This window comes from Streptomyces sp. NPDC001219 (assembly GCF_053597915.1).
Genome location: NZ_JBSFJF010000011.1, coordinates 61,391 through 76,550, shown reverse-complemented (window position 1 = coordinate 76,550; position 15,160 = coordinate 61,391). Strand labels below are relative to the sequence as shown.

Sequence of the window (15,160 nt, the reverse complement as noted above, 5' to 3'; positions counted from 1 at the left end):
CCCCCGTCGCGGGCAAGGGGCCGTCCCCGCCACCGGTCACGGCGGCGACAGCGGCAGGGCCTTGAGCGTCGCGCGTGCCACCGCCCGTGCCGCGTCGACGACGGGTTCCGCCGCCGAGGACGCGAAGGCCAGGTAGACGGGCAGGGGTTCCGGCGCGGCGCCCAGGACACCGGGTGGCGCGGGGCGCAGCGAGGGGTGGTTGTGGTGGGTGTCGGCGGGCAGCGCGGTGTAGGCCAGCCCGGCCTGGACGGAGGCCCGGACCGACAGCGGGTCGGAGCACCACGGGACGCTGCGCCAGGAGACGTTGCGCTCGGCCAGGGTGTCGACGATCCGCATGCTGAGGGCCGAGCGCTCGCTGACCAGCGCCACCGGGAACCGGTCCCCGGTGACCAGCGGCACCTCTCCGAACCACGCCAGGCGCAGCCTTCCCAGCATCTCGCAGCGCGGGGTCCGCGTTCCCAGCAGCAGGGCCGCCTCCAGCTGGCCCTGGGCGAGCTGGTCGGCGAGCACGGCGCTGAGGCCGGTCGCCATCGCGCACCGCAGATGCGGGCGCTCCACCGCCAGTTGGCCGATCATGCTCTGCAGTCCGTCGGCGAAATGCACCGAGCAGCCCATGCTGAAGGACTTCTGGCTGTGCAGCACCGAGAGCTTGCTGAGCACTTCGTTGTTGAGCAGGATGACGCGCCGGGCGTGTGCCACCACCTCCCGCCCGGCGGGGGTGAGCCGTAACGGCCTTTTGGCGCGCTGGAACAACGGCGCCTGAATGATGGATTCCAGGCGCTGGATCTGCTGGCTGACGGTCGGCTGCGTCACGTGCAGGATCTGTGCGGCGCGCGCGAAACCGTTCTCATCGACAACCGCCACGAGGGTGCGCAGGAGTTTCACTTCGATATCACGCTGCAACACGGTCCACCACCTGATCCCGGAGGTATGGCAAAAGCCAGGGCACGCGTACGGTCGGAACACATTGCGGTATGCGTCATGCACCGCGCGGGCGGCGCCGCGTTCCGCGGCGATCCGCCTTTTCCCGCCGGCCGGCGGGTGCGGTGATCACCACGTGGGCGGCACGGCGTCTCCGGCGCCACGCTCTCCGGAGAGCGGACTGCCCGTGAGGGACGCGCTCCCGGGAACTGCCCCGGACGGATGTGCGTAGCGACAGAACACAGCCCGGCCCCCGTGTGTCTCCCTCTCCGATGTGACGAACAAGCCAATCTTTACCTGATCGATCAGACGTGCGACGGAAGAATGCACCAGCACATGAGCCTCATGCCCCTTTTGTCCGGCGAACTTGACCATTCCGCTACTTAACGGGCGCCGTCCAGGCCGCCCCGCTCGACGAGCTGGCCGGCGATCACCTTGCGCTGGATCTCGTTGGTGCCCTCGCCGACGATCATCAGCGGCGCGTCACGGAAGTACCGCTCGACGTCGAACTCGGTCGAGTAGCCGTAACCCCCGTGGATGCGCACCGCGTTGAGGGCGATCTGCATCGCGGTCTCGGAGGCGAACAGCTTCGCCATACCGGCCTCCATGTCCACCCGCCGCCCGGCGTCGGCCTCGCGTGCCGCGTGCAGGGTGAGCTGGCGCGCCGCGGAGAGCGAGGTGGCCATGTCCGCCAGGTAGTTGCCGATCGACTGGTGCCGCCAGATCGGCTTGCCGAACGACTCGCGCTCCTGGGCGTAGGCGAGCGCGTCCTCCAGTGCCGCCCGGCCGACCCCGAGGGCCCGTGCGGCGACCTGGAGCCGGCCGGTCTCCAGTCCCCGCATCATCTGGGCGAACCCCTTGCCCTCGACGCCGCCGAGCACCGCGTCGGCCGGTGCCCGGTAGTCGTCGAAGGAGAGTTCACAGCTCTCGACGCCCTTGTAGCCGAGCTTGGGCAGATCGCGGGAGACCGTCAGCCCGGGGCCGTGCTCGACGAGGAGGATCGAGATGCCCCGGTGTGCCGGGGTGGCCTCGGGGTCGGTCTTGCACAGCAGGGCGATCAGCCGGGAGCGCCGGGAGTTGGTGATCCAGGTCTTCGAGCCGTTGATCACGTACCCGTCCGCGTCCCTGCGCGCCACGGTCCGCAGGGCCTGGAGGTCGGAGCCGCCGCCGGGTTCGGTGAGCGCCATGGTGGCCCGGATCTCGCCGGTGGCCATCCGCGGCAGGTAGCGGGACCGCTGCTCCTCGGTGCCGTAGTGGAGCAGCAGCTTCGCGACCACGGTGTGGCCGCCCATGGCACCGGCCAGGCTCATCCAGCCGCGGGCCAGTTCCTCGGTGAGGAGCACATAGCAGGGCGTGGAGACCGGAGTTCCCCCGTACTCCTCGGGGACGGCCAGGCCGAAGACGCCGAGGCCCTTCATCCGCTCGATCAGCGCCGCGGGGTAGGTGTCGGCGTGCTCCAGCTCCCGGACCACCGGCCTGACGTCCCGGTCCACGAAGTCGTGCACCGTGCCGACGATGAACCGCTCGTCCTCGGACAGGATGTCGAGAGTGCTCATGCTGTGCTGCTCCTCACTGGCGGGCGTGGGTGCGGTGCCGGATGCGCGCTCGGTGCCGGATGCCGGGGCGGCGTCAGACGACGTGGTCGGCGCGGAGGCGCTCGATGCCGGCGGCGCCGTGTCCCAGCTCGGCCAGGATGCTCGTGGTGTGTTCGCCGACGGCGGGGACCGGGTCCATGCGGTGGCCGGCGCCGGCGAGGTCGACCGGCGGCAGCAGCGCCGGTACGGTCCCGCCGGGAATCCGTACGTCGCGCCAGCGGTCCCGCTCCCGCAGCACCGGGTGGTCGAGGAACTGCGCGACGTCGTTGACCCCGGCGTTGGCGACGCCCGCGGCGTCCAGCAGCTCCTCCGCCTCCCGGCTGTCCAGCTGCCGGAACCGCTCGGCGACGAGCGCGTTCAGCGCGTCCCGGTGCGCCACCCGGTCCGGGCCGGTGGCGAAGCGCGGATCGTCCACCAGGTCGGGGCGCTTCAGGAACCGCTCGCACAGGGCGGCCCACTCGCGCTCGTTCTGGATGGAGAACAGCACCTCCTGGCCGTCGGCCGCGGTGTAGGCCCCGTACGGCGCGATGGTCGCGTGCTGGGTGCCGAGCCGCGGGGGCTGGGTGCCGCTGAACCGGGTGTAGTAGGCGGGCTGGTTCATCCATTCGGCCAGCGCCTCGAAGAGGGAGACCTCCACGGGGCGGGCGACACCGCTGACGGCCCGGGTGTACAGGCTGGTCAGGATGCCCGAGTAGGCGTACATACCGGCCGCGATGTCGGCGACCGAGACCCCCGCGCGGGCGGTCTCCCCGGCGGTTCCGGTGAGGGACACCAGCCCGGTCTGGCACTGGACGAGCAGGTCGTAGGCCTTGCGGTCGGCCCAGGGCCCGGTGGTGCCGTAGCCGGAGACCGTGCAGGGGATCAGCGTGGGGTGCCGCGCCACCAGAGAGGCCGCGTCCAGGTCCAGCCGGGCCGCCGCCCCCGGGGCCAGGTTCTGTACGAACACATCGGCGCCGCCGAGGAGTTGCTCCAGGATCTCCCGTCCGCGCGGCGCCTTCAGGTCCAGGGTCAGGGACTCCTTGGACCGGTTGAGCCACACGAAGTAGCTGGACTGCCCCTGCACCGTGGTGTCGTACCGGCGGGCGAAGTCACCCTCCCCGGGACGCTCGACCTTGATCACCCGGGCGCCGAGGTCCGCCAGTTGCCGGGTGGCGAAGGGCGCCGCCACGGCCTGCTCGACGCTGACGACGGTGATGCCGGAGAGCGGAAGCTCGGTCATGCGGTGACCTCCAGGTGCTGAGGGAACACGGCGGCCCGGCGGCCGCCGCGGGAAGCATGCGCGCGGACTCCGGGAGAGCGCCACCTGAGCAGGGCCTCATGAGGACTCATGACAGCCTCGGCACACTGATGGTGCCATGCTCCGCGCGCCTCGCCTCGACGCCCCGGCGGCGGGCGCGGAACGGTACGCGGACCACTCCGTCCAGGAAGGCGGGAACGGCATGACCGGCCACTCCCAACAGCTCCACACCTCGGCCCGGGCCCAGGACGGAACCGTCCTGGCCTGGCAACGGCACGGCTCCGGGCGCCCGTTGGTGCTCCTCGCCGGGCAGGCGAACAACCACCACTGGTGGGACGGCGTACGCGAGGACTTCCACGCCACGCACGCCACCCTCACCATGGACTACCGCGGCACCGGGGCCAGCGGCGCACCCGACGGGCCGTACTCCACACGGCTGTTCGCCGACGACGTGATCGCGGTGCTGGACGCCCTGGAGGTCGAGCGGGCCGATGTGTACGGCACCTCCATGGGCGGCCGCGTCGCCCAGTGGCTCGCCGCCCGCCCTCCGCACCGGGTCCGCCGTCTCGTCCTGGGGTGCACCTCCCCCGGCGGACCCCGGGCGCGGGAGCGGGACGCCCCGGAGGCCGCGCACGGCTGACCCCGCCGGTCACCGCCCGCCCGGCACACCCGGCCTCACTCCCCTCCCCCGGCGGCCGGCGCCTCCGCGACCGGCCCGCGGTCCTGCCCGAGCAGCCGCGTACGGAACAGGTCGAGCACCTCGTCCAGCGCCGCACGGGTCGGCTGGCCGGGCTCGTCGACGAGGTGCTCGGTCAGGACCGAGTGCGGCGGACGCACGGCCTGCGGGTTCGCGGCGGAGTCGTCCAGCTCGACGGCGGTGAACGCCTCACCGAGTTCGCGGCGCAGAAAGGCGAACCGGTCGCCCGGCACCAGCCGGTCGCCGCGGAACCGGAGCCCGAGGACCCGCAGCCCCTCGCGCTCGCAGCGCCCCCGGACGACGGCGAGGTCCTCGGCGGACAGGTCCATGGTGGCGGCCCGTCTCCTGCCCAGGGCCAGCGGCAGCGACGGCTGGGACACGACAGGGGCGAGCAGCCGCTCGTCGGTGGCCATGGCGAGGGCGAAGCCACCGGTGAGACACATGCCGACGGCCCCGACCCCGGGGCCGCCGCAGCGCTCGTGCTCGTGCGCGGCCAGGGCCCGCAGCCAGGTCACCACCGGGGAGGTTCTCCCGGTGGCCAGCACCGTGAACTCCCGGCTCACACAGACCTTCCCGATGGACGAGGCCATGGAGAGGCCCGCTCTCAGCCGGCCGACGTGTGCGGGGTCGGCATCGCGGCCGGGCGTACCGAAGAGCACCGGGAGCACCGCGGTACAGCCGACACCGGCGACCCGCGTCGCGAACTCCAGCACCTTGGGCGTGATCCCCGGTATCTCCGCCACCACGATCACGGCGGGGCCCGTGCCCCGCCGCAGTATCGGGTGGGTGGTGCCGTCGTGGGTGAAGGTGCCACGCTCGAAACCGGTCAGGTCGTGATCTGCCATGGATACCACCGCTTCGGTCGCTGATCGGGGACTGGTCGGTGCCGCTCTCCGGCCGCCCCCTGCCAGACCCCGTTCCGGATCTGTAACGGTCCAGCCTCAAAGAGTGACTCCGACATTTTCTCAGAATGCTCTTGTGGTGCACTTGTTGGACGTGAGCCCGGCTCATGTGTGGGGGGAAAATATGACGCAATCGACGACATGCCCCGGATGTGGCGGGAGTACCGCCCCGGAAGCGGCGTTCTGCAGCAGGTGCGGTGCGGCCGTGGTGGCCGACGGGACCGCGACCCTGACGCTGCCGCAGCAGGCGGACGGTGCTCCACCGCCCGCGCCTGCCGTGGCGACGACGGCCGGCGCCACGCGGGCCGCCGACCACCGCACCACCGTGCCGCGGTGGGGCAACGGCCGCCAACTGACCCGGTACTTGTGCGCGGCCGCCTACCTGGACCGCGCCTACGCCGCCTCGCTCATCAAACAGGTGGCCGCCGAACCGCATCTGGGTGTGGCGGCGGCCCCGGCGTGCGACATCCCCGTGGTGCTCCGGCACGCCTATCTGGCCAACACGCGCCGCCACGGCCGGGATCTCGTACTCACCGTCCTCTTCCTGCTGGCCTTCGTCTTCACCTTCTGGGTCGGCGACGGGCTGATCACCCTGCTGGTGCTGTTCCTCGCCTGGGTGACGGTGTTCTCCTTCGAGCTCTCCACGAAGTACGGGCGCCACCTCCAGAGCCTCCGCCCGAACCGGTTCGACCCGGCGGACGCGCCGCCGCCGCTCAACAACGCCATCGCGACACGGCTGCGCCAGATCGGTGCGTACGCCGACGGGAACGTCACCACCTACAGCGGCTACTCACCGTTCTTCGGCTACGGCGCCGAACTCGACTCCTGGTCACTGACGTTCGACGTCACCACCCCGGACGAGTCGGGAGAGGAGCCGCAGGAATTCGACGTGACGGAGCTGTACACCCATATCGCGGCACGCGTCGGCACCCTGGCGCTGCCCTGTCTGGAAATCGAGGAGCGGCTCTTCGCCGACGGCGGGACCATCCTGGGGGACACCCGCTTCCTGCCCGATCCCCTCGGCCGGCCCGTGCCCCGGATTCCGTTCGACCAGATGGACGCGCTGAAACGGACGCCCGAGGAGGGCGCGCGCCCCTACCTGGCCGTGCACTCCACCGGCTGGGGCGGCGAGTTGGTCACCTCGCTCTTCCTCCGCTTCGTGCGGTCGGACTCCAACCTCTTCGTGGAGGCCGTCCCGACGGTGCTGTTCCCGCTGCTCGACCGCTACCGGGTCATCGACACCCTCATGCCCCGGCCGCCCGTGGGTGAGGTCGCCGCGCTGGTCTCCAGGACAGCGATCAGCACCTTCTTCGTCCTGCTGGCCTCCCCCGCGCGCGCCGTCGCGGGGTTCGCCCCCGACTTCTGGATGTCCCGGCGGGTACGCCGGCAGAACAAGCTGATCACCCGGCTGCGCTGTTTCGACTACGGGGCGCGGCAGAGCGTCCGCCGGCAGGCCGCTTCCACCCGCCACCACCGCCATTTCCAGAAGGCCGACAGCAGCATGGTCCTGAAGACGGTGGAGAAGCGGGTCCTGGACGCCCTCGTCGAGTTCGCCGAGGAGCGCGGCATCGACGCGGGCGAACTGATTCAGCGTCAGCAGGCCATCATCAACAACGGCATCATCGCGTCCAACGGCGCCCGCGTGGACTCCAGTCCGGTCGCCTCCGGTGACCGGGCCCGGATCGCGATGAACCTCCTCAACAAGATCCCCGGGGTCAAGCTCGACTGACCACCGCGAGACTCGGCTGACAACCGCACAAGGAATGAGGAATCCGCATGCGCAGGAACGACGGAATCATCGCCACCGGCGGCTCGAAAGTCGTCGGAAACGCCGTCGCCAGCGGCCGGAACGCCAAGGCGGAGGTCCGCGACAGCGGGCTGACCGAGCACACCGGCGGGCAGCAGCCCTCTCCCGAGGACCTCGGCGCGCTGCTGACCCGGCTGATCGACGAGCTCGGCCGGTCCGAGCACCCCGAACGGGACGACCTGATCGAGGCCGCCGAGGACGCCCGCGAGGAGGCCACCTCGGAGACCCCGCGCAAGGGCAAGCTGCGGCTGTTCGCCAGGGCGCTCGTGGGCGCGGTCCCGGACTTCACCGCCCTGGCCACCCTGGCGGTGGCGATCGAGGAGGCGGTCCACGGACTGTAAGCGGACCGACGACGCACCGGCCGGAACCAGGAACACGAAGGACGACGGGGGGAGATGACGATGCCGTCCTGCACACACTGCGGCGCGCTCCAGGAGGACGCTGCCGCGATGCTCTGCCCGAACTGCGGCATGCCGCGCGAGAGCGGCACAGCGGCCGGCACCGCTCAGCCGGCCGCTGACACCCGGCACGGCTACGTACGGGTGGGCACCACCATCCTCCCGCAGTGGCTGCTGTGGCTGATGGCGGCGCTGCTCGTCGCGGGCGTCGTGACCGCCGTCGTCCTCTCCTCGTCCACCAACTCCCCGTACGACGGCACCACGGTCGACGTCAGCTCCTCGGACACCCCGACTCCCGGCCCGACGATCGGTTCCGTGCCTCCCACCGACCTGACCTCCTCCCCGCCGGCCTACGGCGGGACCCTGCCGCCGACCGACTTCCCCTCCCCCACCCCGACGTACAGCTCACCGTCACCCGACAACCCGAGCGCGGTCGTGGAGGAGTACTACCGGGACATCAACGCCCGGGACTTCTCGTCTGCCTGGGACCTCGGCGGCAAGAACATCGGCGGCAACTCGTACACGCAGTGGGTGTCCGGCTACAACAGCACGGTGGCCATCAGCCTCAGCGCGGTGGACAGCGGCAGCGCGGGGCAGGTCAGCGCCGTTCTCCGCGCCGTCCAGACCGACGGCTCGGTACGGGTCTACCAGGGGACCTACACGGTCTCCGGCGGCGAGATCATCAGCGCCTCGATCAAGGAGAGGTGAGCACCGGCGGGGCTCCGGCTGCCGACGGCAGCCGGCCAACCCGCCTTCGTCCACGCGACGTTGCACCAAAGCCCCCGGTGGAGGAACAGTACCGGGGGCTTTCGCGCATGCTCCCGGCCGACGGGCGCTCACCTCTGTGGCCCGCGTGACACCTGCGGGGTGAGTGCGCCCCCCGCACGCCCCCCTGTTATCGACTTGAGACGCATCAAGCCGCTACCGAAACCGGCAGACTCCAACACGGCCCCGCGGGAGCCCTGTTCCCCCTCCGCACCCCCGGCGTCACTGCCGCCACGGCCACTGACCTGCCACACAACGGAGGGTGTCCTTCCGAGTGTGGCGATGTCGAAAACTGTTGAAATGCGGACCGCTGTCGCCCCCCTCCCTCAGGACACCGTTGTCACCCCTCACTCGAAGAAACGTTCGAGGGTTCGTGAAGTGTCAAGTAACTCTAGGATGACCGCCGCAAGTATGAAAATCATCATTCGTGGGGGGAAATCGGTATGCCTTCTGACTACGGACAGCTCGCCAAGTCGGGCTTATTCGGGACGGTCACCATCGGGACGATGACGTTCACCACCGGGTGGTGGCTGCTGGGCGTGAGCGCCTTCGCGGTCCTCAGCGGATTCCTGCTGATCCGGTTCGGATTCCGGACCCGCCGTGGAGTGGGCGAGCAGTGACCACCCAGCGGACGCCGGTGCTGACTGCCCGTCAACACCGGTCCGCCACGGTCTTCATGGGCATCATCGTGCTGATCCTGGCCGGCGGCTGGACCGCTCAGCACGCGCTGTCCGCGGCCCGCTGGGACGCGGACGTCACCGGGCGCCTGTCCTACGTGTGGCTCACCCTCTTCGTGATCTTCCTGATCCAGACCCTGCTCTACCACCTCGAACGCCCGCGACGCGTCAAGGAGCGCGCCGCGCGGCAGCTCGACGCACTGCATGTGGCGATCCTCATGCCGGTCTACAACGAAGATCCCGGCTATCTGCGCCTCGGGCTGGAGTCGTTCCTGCGCCAGACCCGGCGCCCGGACAGCGTCCATGTCGTCGACGACGGTTCCACCACCTCGGACTACGCCGAGGTCCGTGACTGGTGGCGGCAGACTGCCGCCGACCACGGCATCGGCACCACCTGGCAACGCGTTCCCAACGAGGGAAAGCGTCATGCCCAGGCACATGGGGTCCGGGTGAGCCCGCAGGCGCAGATCTACATCACCGTGGACAGCGATTCCTGTCTGGCCCCGAACGCCGTGCAGGAGATCCTCGCACCGTTCGCCCGGTCCAGGGTCCAGTCCGCTGCGGGCATCGTCATCGCCACCAACAACCGGGCCAACCTCCTGGCGCGCGTGACCGACCTCTGGTTCGTCACCAGTCAGCTCGTCGACCGCTCCGGCCAGTCCGCCGTCGGCGCCGTGATGGTCAACTCCGGTCCGCTGGCCGCCTATCGCGCCGAGGTCGTCCGCGACAATCTCGGGTCGTATCTGGGCGAGACCTTCCTGGGCAACACCGTGATGTTCTCCGACGACTCGCTGCTCACGCTCTACGCACAGGAGCGCGGTCTGACCGTGCAGCAGCCGTCGGCCATCGTCTTCACGGCCATGCCGGAGAAGTGGAGCCACTTCACCCGGATGTATCTGCGGTGGATGCGGGGCTCGACCATCCGCTCCGTATGGCGGATGCGCTATCTGTCCCCCGCCCGCCCGGCGTTCTGGCTCCATCTGATGCGGTGGTTCCAGATGATCATGACGCAGGTGGTGACGGTGTGGCTGCTGGTCGTCGAACCGGTCGCCTACGACAACCTGCCGCCCCTGTCGATGCTCTGGGTGCCCTTCCTCCTCGGCTGGGCCCTCGGCCTGCGCTACCTCGGCATCATCCGCAGCGACGAACGCATCCGGTCCCGCGCCCTCACCTGGGTGATGATGCCGCTGGCCATCGTCATGGCCTGGACCGTCCTGCGCTGGCTGCGCTGGTACGGCATCGTCACCTGCGCCCGCACCGGCTGGAACACCCGGCAGAACGGCGCCGAAGTCGCCCTCGACGCCCGGCCCGTCACGGCTCCGTAGCCCGTGCGGGCTCATGGACACCGCCCCGCCGGCCGCCGGGCGACCCGGCGGCCGGCACCTCTCTCAGGAAAGAGTTCCTCCCCATGGTCACCACACCACGCACCGTCGCCGTCTTCGGCGCGGGATACATCGGCCTGGTCACGGGCGCGTGCTTGGCCGAGCTGGGCCATCGCGTCACCGTGCGCGATGTGCAGCCGGAGCGGATCAGGCTGCTGAACGGGGGTGAGGTGCCGATCCACGAACCCGGTCTGGGCGACCTGATCGCGGCGAACAAGGACCGTCTCACCTTCACCCTCGAAGCCCACACGGCGCTCAAGGACGCCGAGATCGCCTACGTCTGTGTGGACACCCCGCCCACCGCGTCCGGCGACGCCGACCTGTCCCGCGTCTGGTCGGTCATCGAAACCCTCAAGGACGCGCCCCACCTGACGGCGGTGGTCGTCAAGAGCACGGTGCCGGTGGGCACCGGGGACCGGGTCCGCGCCGCCCTCGACGAGGCCGGGCTGGCCCATGTCGGGTACGCGGCGAACCCCGAGTTCACCGCGGAGGGCAAGGCGGTCGACGACTTCCTGCACCCCGACCGCATCGTCATCGGGACCTCCGACGCGCGAACGGACCGGCTGATCAGGGAACTTCACGACGGGGTCGACGGTCCGGTGCAGACGCTGTCGGTGGCGTCCGCCGAGATGGTCAAGCTCGCCGCCAACGCCCTGCTCGCCACCAAGATCACCTTCATCAACGAGATCGCCACCGTCTGCGAGGCCACCGGCGCCGACGTCGAACAGGTCGCCACGGCCATCGGCATGGACCACCGCCTCGGCCCGCACTTCCTCAAGGCGGGCCTCGGCTACGGCGGCAGCTGCTTCCCCAAGGACTCCCGTGCCCTGCGGGCCATGGCCAGCAACTCCGGCTACCCCTTCCAGCTGCTCAACTCCGTCATCGAGGTCAATGACCTCCAGCCCCGCCGCGCCATCCAGCGCCTCAAGACGGAACTCGGCGGTCTCCAGGGGCGCCGCGTCGCGCTGCTGGGCATGACGTTCAAGGCGGGCACCGACGATCTGCGCGAGGCCCCCAGCGCGGTCATCGCCGCCCGGCTCCTCGCGGAGAACGCCACCGTGCACTGCTGGGACCCCATGGCCCGCCCGGCCGATGTCACCCCCTGGAACGCCACGACGCGCCACCCGTCACCGGCGGCCGCACTGCGCGACGCGGACGCCGCCCTCGTGGTGACGGAATGGCCCGAACTCAGGGACGTCGACTGGGCCTCCGCCGGACGGACCATGCGCCGCCGGCTCCTCTTCGACGGCCGCAACACCCTCGATCCCGACGCCCTGGTCTCCGCCGGATTCACGTACCTGAGCGTGGGACGCGCCACGGTGCGTCCCGCTGCGCCGTGAGACCGCCGCCGCGCGCCTGGCCGCACCCGACGGCTCAGGAATCCGTACCCCGCCGCACACCCCGGAGGAGGTGAGAGAGAGGATGGCAGCATGGCACATTCCTTAGGAGCAAAGGCTGTTGTCATCGGAATCGGTGCCCTGGGTGTGGTCGCCGCGCTCGCCGTGCTGTGGATTTTCAGTCTGTTCGCCGGCCTCGTCCTCGGCTGGCCGCCGATGTGGCCGTGAACAAGGGAGGCTGACATGGCCGTGCCGAACCAGCCGGTGACCTGCTCGCCGGAGTGTCTTTCCCGGGCGCAGCAGGCCGTTGCCACGGCGCTCTGGCACTACACGACCACGCCGGTCGCCAAGCCCTACCGGGTGCGTGGCTGCATTCCCGACCTGGACGGGGCGGCGGTGACCGTCGCGCTGTGGACCGGCCCGGCGGCGCGGGAAAAGTGGAACCTCTTCCTGTCCCTGCCGTTCATGTCCGGTGGCCTGCCGGTTCCGACGGCGCGGATCACCGCCGGCATCATGCGGCTGGGCCGGGGAACGCATATCTTCGGCTGGACCGGCCGCCACTTCGACGGCAAACGCGTCCTCAACGGCAGCGCACTGGTCGAAGGGCGGCCCGCCCCGTGCCTCTGCGGGAACACCGGCGCGACGGACGGGCCACGGGCCTTCTACTTCGCGCGGCCCGGAGAGCTGAAGCAGTACCGCTGAACGGCCAACCGGGCACCGGCACCACCACCGGCGCGGTCTACGCACCGCCCGCGGGGAAGTGAAGGAGCGGTTTGATGATGCCGTCCTCCTTCGCCGCCATCATCCGGAAGGCCCGCTCGATCTCGTCGAAGCCGAACTCATGGGTGGTCATCGGCGTGGGATCGACCTTCCCCGTTTCCAGCAACCGGAAGATCCGCCGCAGCCACCCGCGGCCGCCGCGGTTGAACCCGCCGTACAGCTGCTTGTCCGACATGCCATAACCGAACGCTTCCAGGGGGATACGCAGCGGCTCGTGTACCTCCCCGTGGTACCCGACGTTGGAGACGCGGCCTCCCGGCTTCGTGACCCGGAAGGCCGCCTCCCAGGTCTGCGGAGCGCCGAGCGCCTCGATTGCCGCGTCGACGCCCTGGCCGTCCGTCAGCTCCATGATCCGCTCGACCGGATCGCACCGGGTGTGGTCGACGACCACATCGGCGCCGAAGCGGCGGGCGAGCTCCTGACGTGCGGGAACCGACTCGACGGCGATGATGAGGCCGGCGCCGAGCAGCCGGCAGCCGATCGTCGCCGACAGCCCCACCGCGCCCTGCGCGAAGACCGCCACGGTCTCGCCCAGGGCGAGCTCCGCGTGTTCGGCGGCGACGAACCCCGTGGAGAGCATGTCGGTGGCGTACAGCGCCTGGTGGTCGGAGAGCCGGTCGGGAATCGGCGCGAGATTGGCCTCGGCGTTGTTGACGAGAAAGTACTCGGCCAGGGTCCCGTCACGCTGGTTGGTGAACTTCGCCCCGCCCAGCATGCGTCCCTGGCACTGCGAGGAGAATCCGCGCTGGCAGGCGTCGCACTGGAAGCAGGGCGTGATCCCGGCAGCCGCGACGCGTTGGCCCACGGCCAGTCCCTCGACGGCCGAGCCGAGCGCATGGACGACACCGACCGCCTCATGTCCCAGTGTCACCTCCGGCGCGACCGGAATCACGCCCCTCATGACATGCACATCCGTGGTGCACACCAGGGCCGCGGTGGTGCGCACCACCACGTCGTTGGGGCCCGGTTCGGGGACCGGCTTCTCCATGACGCCGACCTCGCCGACCCTCCGGAGCACGAACGCCCTCACGCCGGATCACCTGCCGTTCGATGGCTCATGCCCTCGCCCTTCCCGCGGCGGTGACCTGCCGATGGGCGTCGCGTCATCTTCCGCCCGTTCGGCCGACACGGCCGGCCCCGGTGCCTGTGCCCGTTCCGAACGGCAGCGCAGAGCGACGCTGCAGCCGCCGCCCTGGCCCCGAGGCCGCAGGCGGGCGGGGCTTCACGCCCGGGAAGCCCCGCCCGCCCATGTACGGCGCGATCAGAAGCGCACGGTGCGGTCCCGGGTGACCGTCGGCACCGCGAGCACGGCATCGAACGCCACGGACACCGGGGTGTGCAAGGTGGAGCTCTGGGACCGGATCGCGTGGGGCAGCGGCGCGCCCTGGGGGTCGCGCGGTGCCTGGCGCAGATCGGTCAGGGTGATCCGGTCGGCGAGTCCGGCGTCGGTGAGGGCGGCCTCGACACTGCCGGGTTCGGGCGGCGGAAGGTGCGCTTCGGCAACGGTGAAGCCGACCGTGGCGTTCGCGTCGAGGTACATCTCCGGCACATGGTCGGCGGTGTGGACAAGGGCCACCGTGCGGTAGTCCCGGCCGAGCATCCGCTGCAGGTGCAGGCCCATGGGCAGCGTGGTCAGGCCGCCGCCGAGCTCCAGTTCCGTCTTGTGAATATGGCTGTTGTGCGCCACGAGGGCGATCCGGGTCCCGGGGGCGGCCCGTTCCAGATGCCAGCGCACCGACTCGGCCATGTAGATCTCACGCACCGCCAGGTCCGCCGCCCGGCCCCGGCCGGACATCAGGGCGGTCATCGCCTGGAAGATGTGGTCGGTGTGGCAGGCCGCCTCCACCCGGCGCCGGGCGATGTCGAAGCGGCGCTGTCCGCTGCGGGGCACGTAGAGCGGTTCGGCGGCACGCAGCCGCAGCAACAGCCGCGCCAGTACGGCGGTCAGCTCGTTCTGCTCGGCGGCCTCCCGTTTGGCCCACGCGGGCGCGGCCGCGGCGCCGGAGCCGACGCCCTCGAGGAACCGGTCGCTGACCGCCAGCGCGGTGTCGACGAGGGGCAGGGCGTCGGGATCGACCTCACGCAGATAGTCGGCCACCGGCTCCAGGGCGGGCCGCAGCGCCCCGCCGGCCTCGGGGAGGTCGATGCCGGCGAACCGCAGGGGGTACCCGCTGGCGCGGTTGTGGTGGCGCAGCCAGTTCATGAGATCCGCGGCGCCCCACTCGGCGGCGGCCCGGCTCACCCGTGCCAGGTCACCGTCGTCGCCCGCACCCTGCAGCCACCGGTCGAGCGGAAAGGCCTCGCTGAAGCCGAACTCCATCGCGAGGACGGTGAATCCGCACCGCTCGGCGAGAAAGCGCAGCACCCGCCGGCGCGCCAGGGAGAACTCCTCGACGAAGTGGGCACCCTCGCCGATCGCGACGACCCGCGCGTCACCGACGATCTCCCGGAGCGCTTCGAGGTCGTCGGGGGGCTGCTGGGGATCGAGCGTGGTCAGGGTGTGGGCGTGCGCACGGAACCAGTCGGCAAGCGCGGCATGCGAAGAAGGCTGAACAGGCATGGTCAGAGCTCATTTCTCGACGCGGAGGTTCAGGAAACGGCCGCCCGTCCCCCGCACACGGCGGGAGGGCGGCGCGACGGCGCGCAGACCTCACCGGCGCCG

At 70.8% G+C, this 15,160-nt stretch carries 14 protein-coding genes and 1 pseudogene; 9 read left to right on the top strand and 6 right to left on the bottom strand.

The genetic code is table 11. The features are described from left to right. Positions 1-36: 36 nt before the first annotated feature. The 3 genes from ACWC9R_RS09665 to ACWC9R_RS09655 all read right to left on the bottom strand — a co-directional run bounded on the left by ACWC9R_RS09665 (position 37) and on the right by ACWC9R_RS09655 (position 3,735). Positions 37-906: a LysR family transcriptional regulator gene (locus ACWC9R_RS09665; protein WP_450730010.1), complete on the bottom strand. Its 870-nt coding sequence runs from the start codon at positions 904-906 to the stop codon at positions 37-39. A gap of 398 nt (positions 907-1,304) precedes the next feature. Next, positions 1,305-2,477, bottom strand: coding sequence for an acyl-CoA dehydrogenase family protein (locus tag ACWC9R_RS09660; RefSeq protein WP_450730008.1), 1,173 nt, complete (start codon positions 2,475-2,477; stop codon positions 1,305-1,307). A gap of 73 nt (positions 2,478-2,550) precedes the next feature. Further along, positions 2,551-3,735 (bottom strand): CaiB/BaiF CoA transferase family protein, encoded by a 1,185-nt coding sequence (locus tag ACWC9R_RS09655; protein ID WP_450730006.1) that lies wholly within the window; start codon positions 3,733-3,735, stop codon positions 2,551-2,553. A 220-nt stretch (positions 3,736-3,955) separates the two neighbouring features. Here ACWC9R_RS09655 and ACWC9R_RS09650 point away from each other — a divergent pair. After that, positions 3,956-4,369: pseudogene (locus ACWC9R_RS09650) on the top strand (alpha/beta fold hydrolase); the annotation flags it as partial. A 59-nt stretch (positions 4,370-4,428) separates the two neighbouring features. Here ACWC9R_RS09650 and ACWC9R_RS09645 read toward each other — a convergent pair. Next, on the bottom strand, positions 4,429-5,295 hold the full coding sequence (locus ACWC9R_RS09645) for a dienelactone hydrolase family protein (RefSeq protein WP_450730004.1): 867 nt from the start codon (positions 5,293-5,295) through the stop codon (positions 4,429-4,431). 262 nt (positions 5,296-5,557) lie between these two features. Here ACWC9R_RS09645 and ACWC9R_RS09640 point away from each other — a divergent pair, with 262 nt between their 5' ends. The 8 genes from ACWC9R_RS09640 to ACWC9R_RS09605 all read left to right on the top strand — a co-directional run bounded on the left by ACWC9R_RS09640 (position 5,558) and on the right by ACWC9R_RS09605 (position 12,420). Further along, on the top strand, positions 5,558-7,081 hold the full coding sequence (locus tag ACWC9R_RS09640) for a zinc ribbon domain-containing protein (RefSeq protein ID WP_450730002.1): 1,524 nt from the start codon (positions 5,558-5,560) through the stop codon (positions 7,079-7,081). 47 nt (positions 7,082-7,128) lie between these two features. Next, positions 7,129-7,500, top strand: a complete 372-nt coding sequence (locus ACWC9R_RS09635) for a hypothetical protein (protein WP_450730000.1) — start codon at positions 7,129-7,131, stop codon at positions 7,498-7,500. 60 nt (positions 7,501-7,560) lie between these two features. Further along, a complete protein-coding gene (locus tag ACWC9R_RS09630) occupies positions 7,561-8,265 on the top strand; it encodes a hypothetical protein (protein ID WP_450729998.1) in 705 nt (234 codons plus the stop codon). A gap of 500 nt (positions 8,266-8,765) precedes the next feature. Continuing rightward, positions 8,766-8,942 (top strand): hypothetical protein, encoded by a 177-nt coding sequence (locus tag ACWC9R_RS09625; protein WP_362604871.1) that lies wholly within the window; start codon positions 8,766-8,768, stop codon positions 8,940-8,942. Beyond that, positions 8,939-10,324, top strand: coding sequence for a glycosyltransferase family 2 protein (locus tag ACWC9R_RS09620; RefSeq protein ID WP_450729996.1), 1,386 nt, complete (start codon positions 8,939-8,941; stop codon positions 10,322-10,324). Before ACWC9R_RS09625 ends, ACWC9R_RS09620 begins: the two co-directional genes overlap by 4 nt. Positions 10,325-10,407: 83 nt before the next feature. After that, positions 10,408-11,721, top strand: coding sequence for a UDP-glucose dehydrogenase family protein (locus ACWC9R_RS09615; protein ID WP_450729994.1), 1,314 nt, complete (start codon positions 10,408-10,410; stop codon positions 11,719-11,721). Positions 11,722-11,811: 90 nt separating this feature from the next. Continuing rightward, positions 11,812-11,946, top strand: a complete 135-nt coding sequence (locus tag ACWC9R_RS09610; RefSeq protein ID WP_450729992.1) for a hypothetical protein — start codon at positions 11,812-11,814, stop codon at positions 11,944-11,946. Positions 11,947-11,961: 15 nt separating this feature from the next. Beyond that, positions 11,962-12,420, top strand: coding sequence for a hypothetical protein (locus tag ACWC9R_RS09605; RefSeq protein WP_450729990.1), 459 nt, complete (start codon positions 11,962-11,964; stop codon positions 12,418-12,420). A 37-nt stretch (positions 12,421-12,457) separates the two neighbouring features. On the opposite strand, the gene ACWC9R_RS09600 is transcribed toward ACWC9R_RS09605, so the two are convergent. Together ACWC9R_RS09600 and ACWC9R_RS09595 are read right to left on the bottom strand one after the other, a co-directional pair. Next, on the bottom strand, positions 12,458-13,528 hold the full coding sequence (locus ACWC9R_RS09600; protein ID WP_450729988.1) for a zinc-binding dehydrogenase: 1,071 nt from the start codon (positions 13,526-13,528) through the stop codon (positions 12,458-12,460). A gap of 231 nt (positions 13,529-13,759) precedes the next feature. Next, entirely contained in the window at positions 13,760-15,058 is a 1,299-nt protein-coding gene (locus ACWC9R_RS09595) for an erythromycin esterase family protein (protein WP_450729986.1), read from the bottom strand. Positions 15,059-15,160: the final 102 nt, after the last annotated feature.

Bases quoted from the DNA above. Each gene is read 5' to 3' on its own strand.
- ACWC9R_RS09660 (WP_450730008.1), bottom strand. From the start codon at position 2,477: ATGAGCACTCTCGACATCCTGTCCGAGGACGAGCGGTTCATCGTCGGC.
- ACWC9R_RS09655 (WP_450730006.1), bottom strand. From the start codon at position 3,735: ATGACCGAGCTTCCGCTCTCCGGCATCACCGTCGTCAGCGTCGAGCAG.
- ACWC9R_RS09645 (WP_450730004.1), bottom strand. From the start codon at position 5,295: ATGGCAGATCACGACCTGACCGGTTTCGAGCGTGGCACCTTCACCCAC.
- ACWC9R_RS09635 (WP_450730000.1), top strand. From the start codon at position 7,129: ATGCGCAGGAACGACGGAATCATCGCCACCGGCGGCTCGAAAGTCGTC.
- ACWC9R_RS09630 (WP_450729998.1), top strand. From the start codon at position 7,561: ATGCCGTCCTGCACACACTGCGGCGCGCTCCAGGAGGACGCTGCCGCG.
- ACWC9R_RS09625 (WP_362604871.1), top strand. From the start codon at position 8,766: ATGCCTTCTGACTACGGACAGCTCGCCAAGTCGGGCTTATTCGGGACG.
- ACWC9R_RS09615 (WP_450729994.1), top strand. From the start codon at position 10,408: ATGGTCACCACACCACGCACCGTCGCCGTCTTCGGCGCGGGATACATC.
- ACWC9R_RS09610 (WP_450729992.1), top strand. From the start codon at position 11,812: ATGGCACATTCCTTAGGAGCAAAGGCTGTTGTCATCGGAATCGGTGCC.
- ACWC9R_RS09605 (WP_450729990.1), top strand. From the start codon at position 11,962: ATGGCCGTGCCGAACCAGCCGGTGACCTGCTCGCCGGAGTGTCTTTCC.
- ACWC9R_RS09595 (WP_450729986.1), bottom strand. From the start codon at position 15,058: ATGCCTGTTCAGCCTTCTTCGCATGCCGCGCTTGCCGACTGGTTCCGT.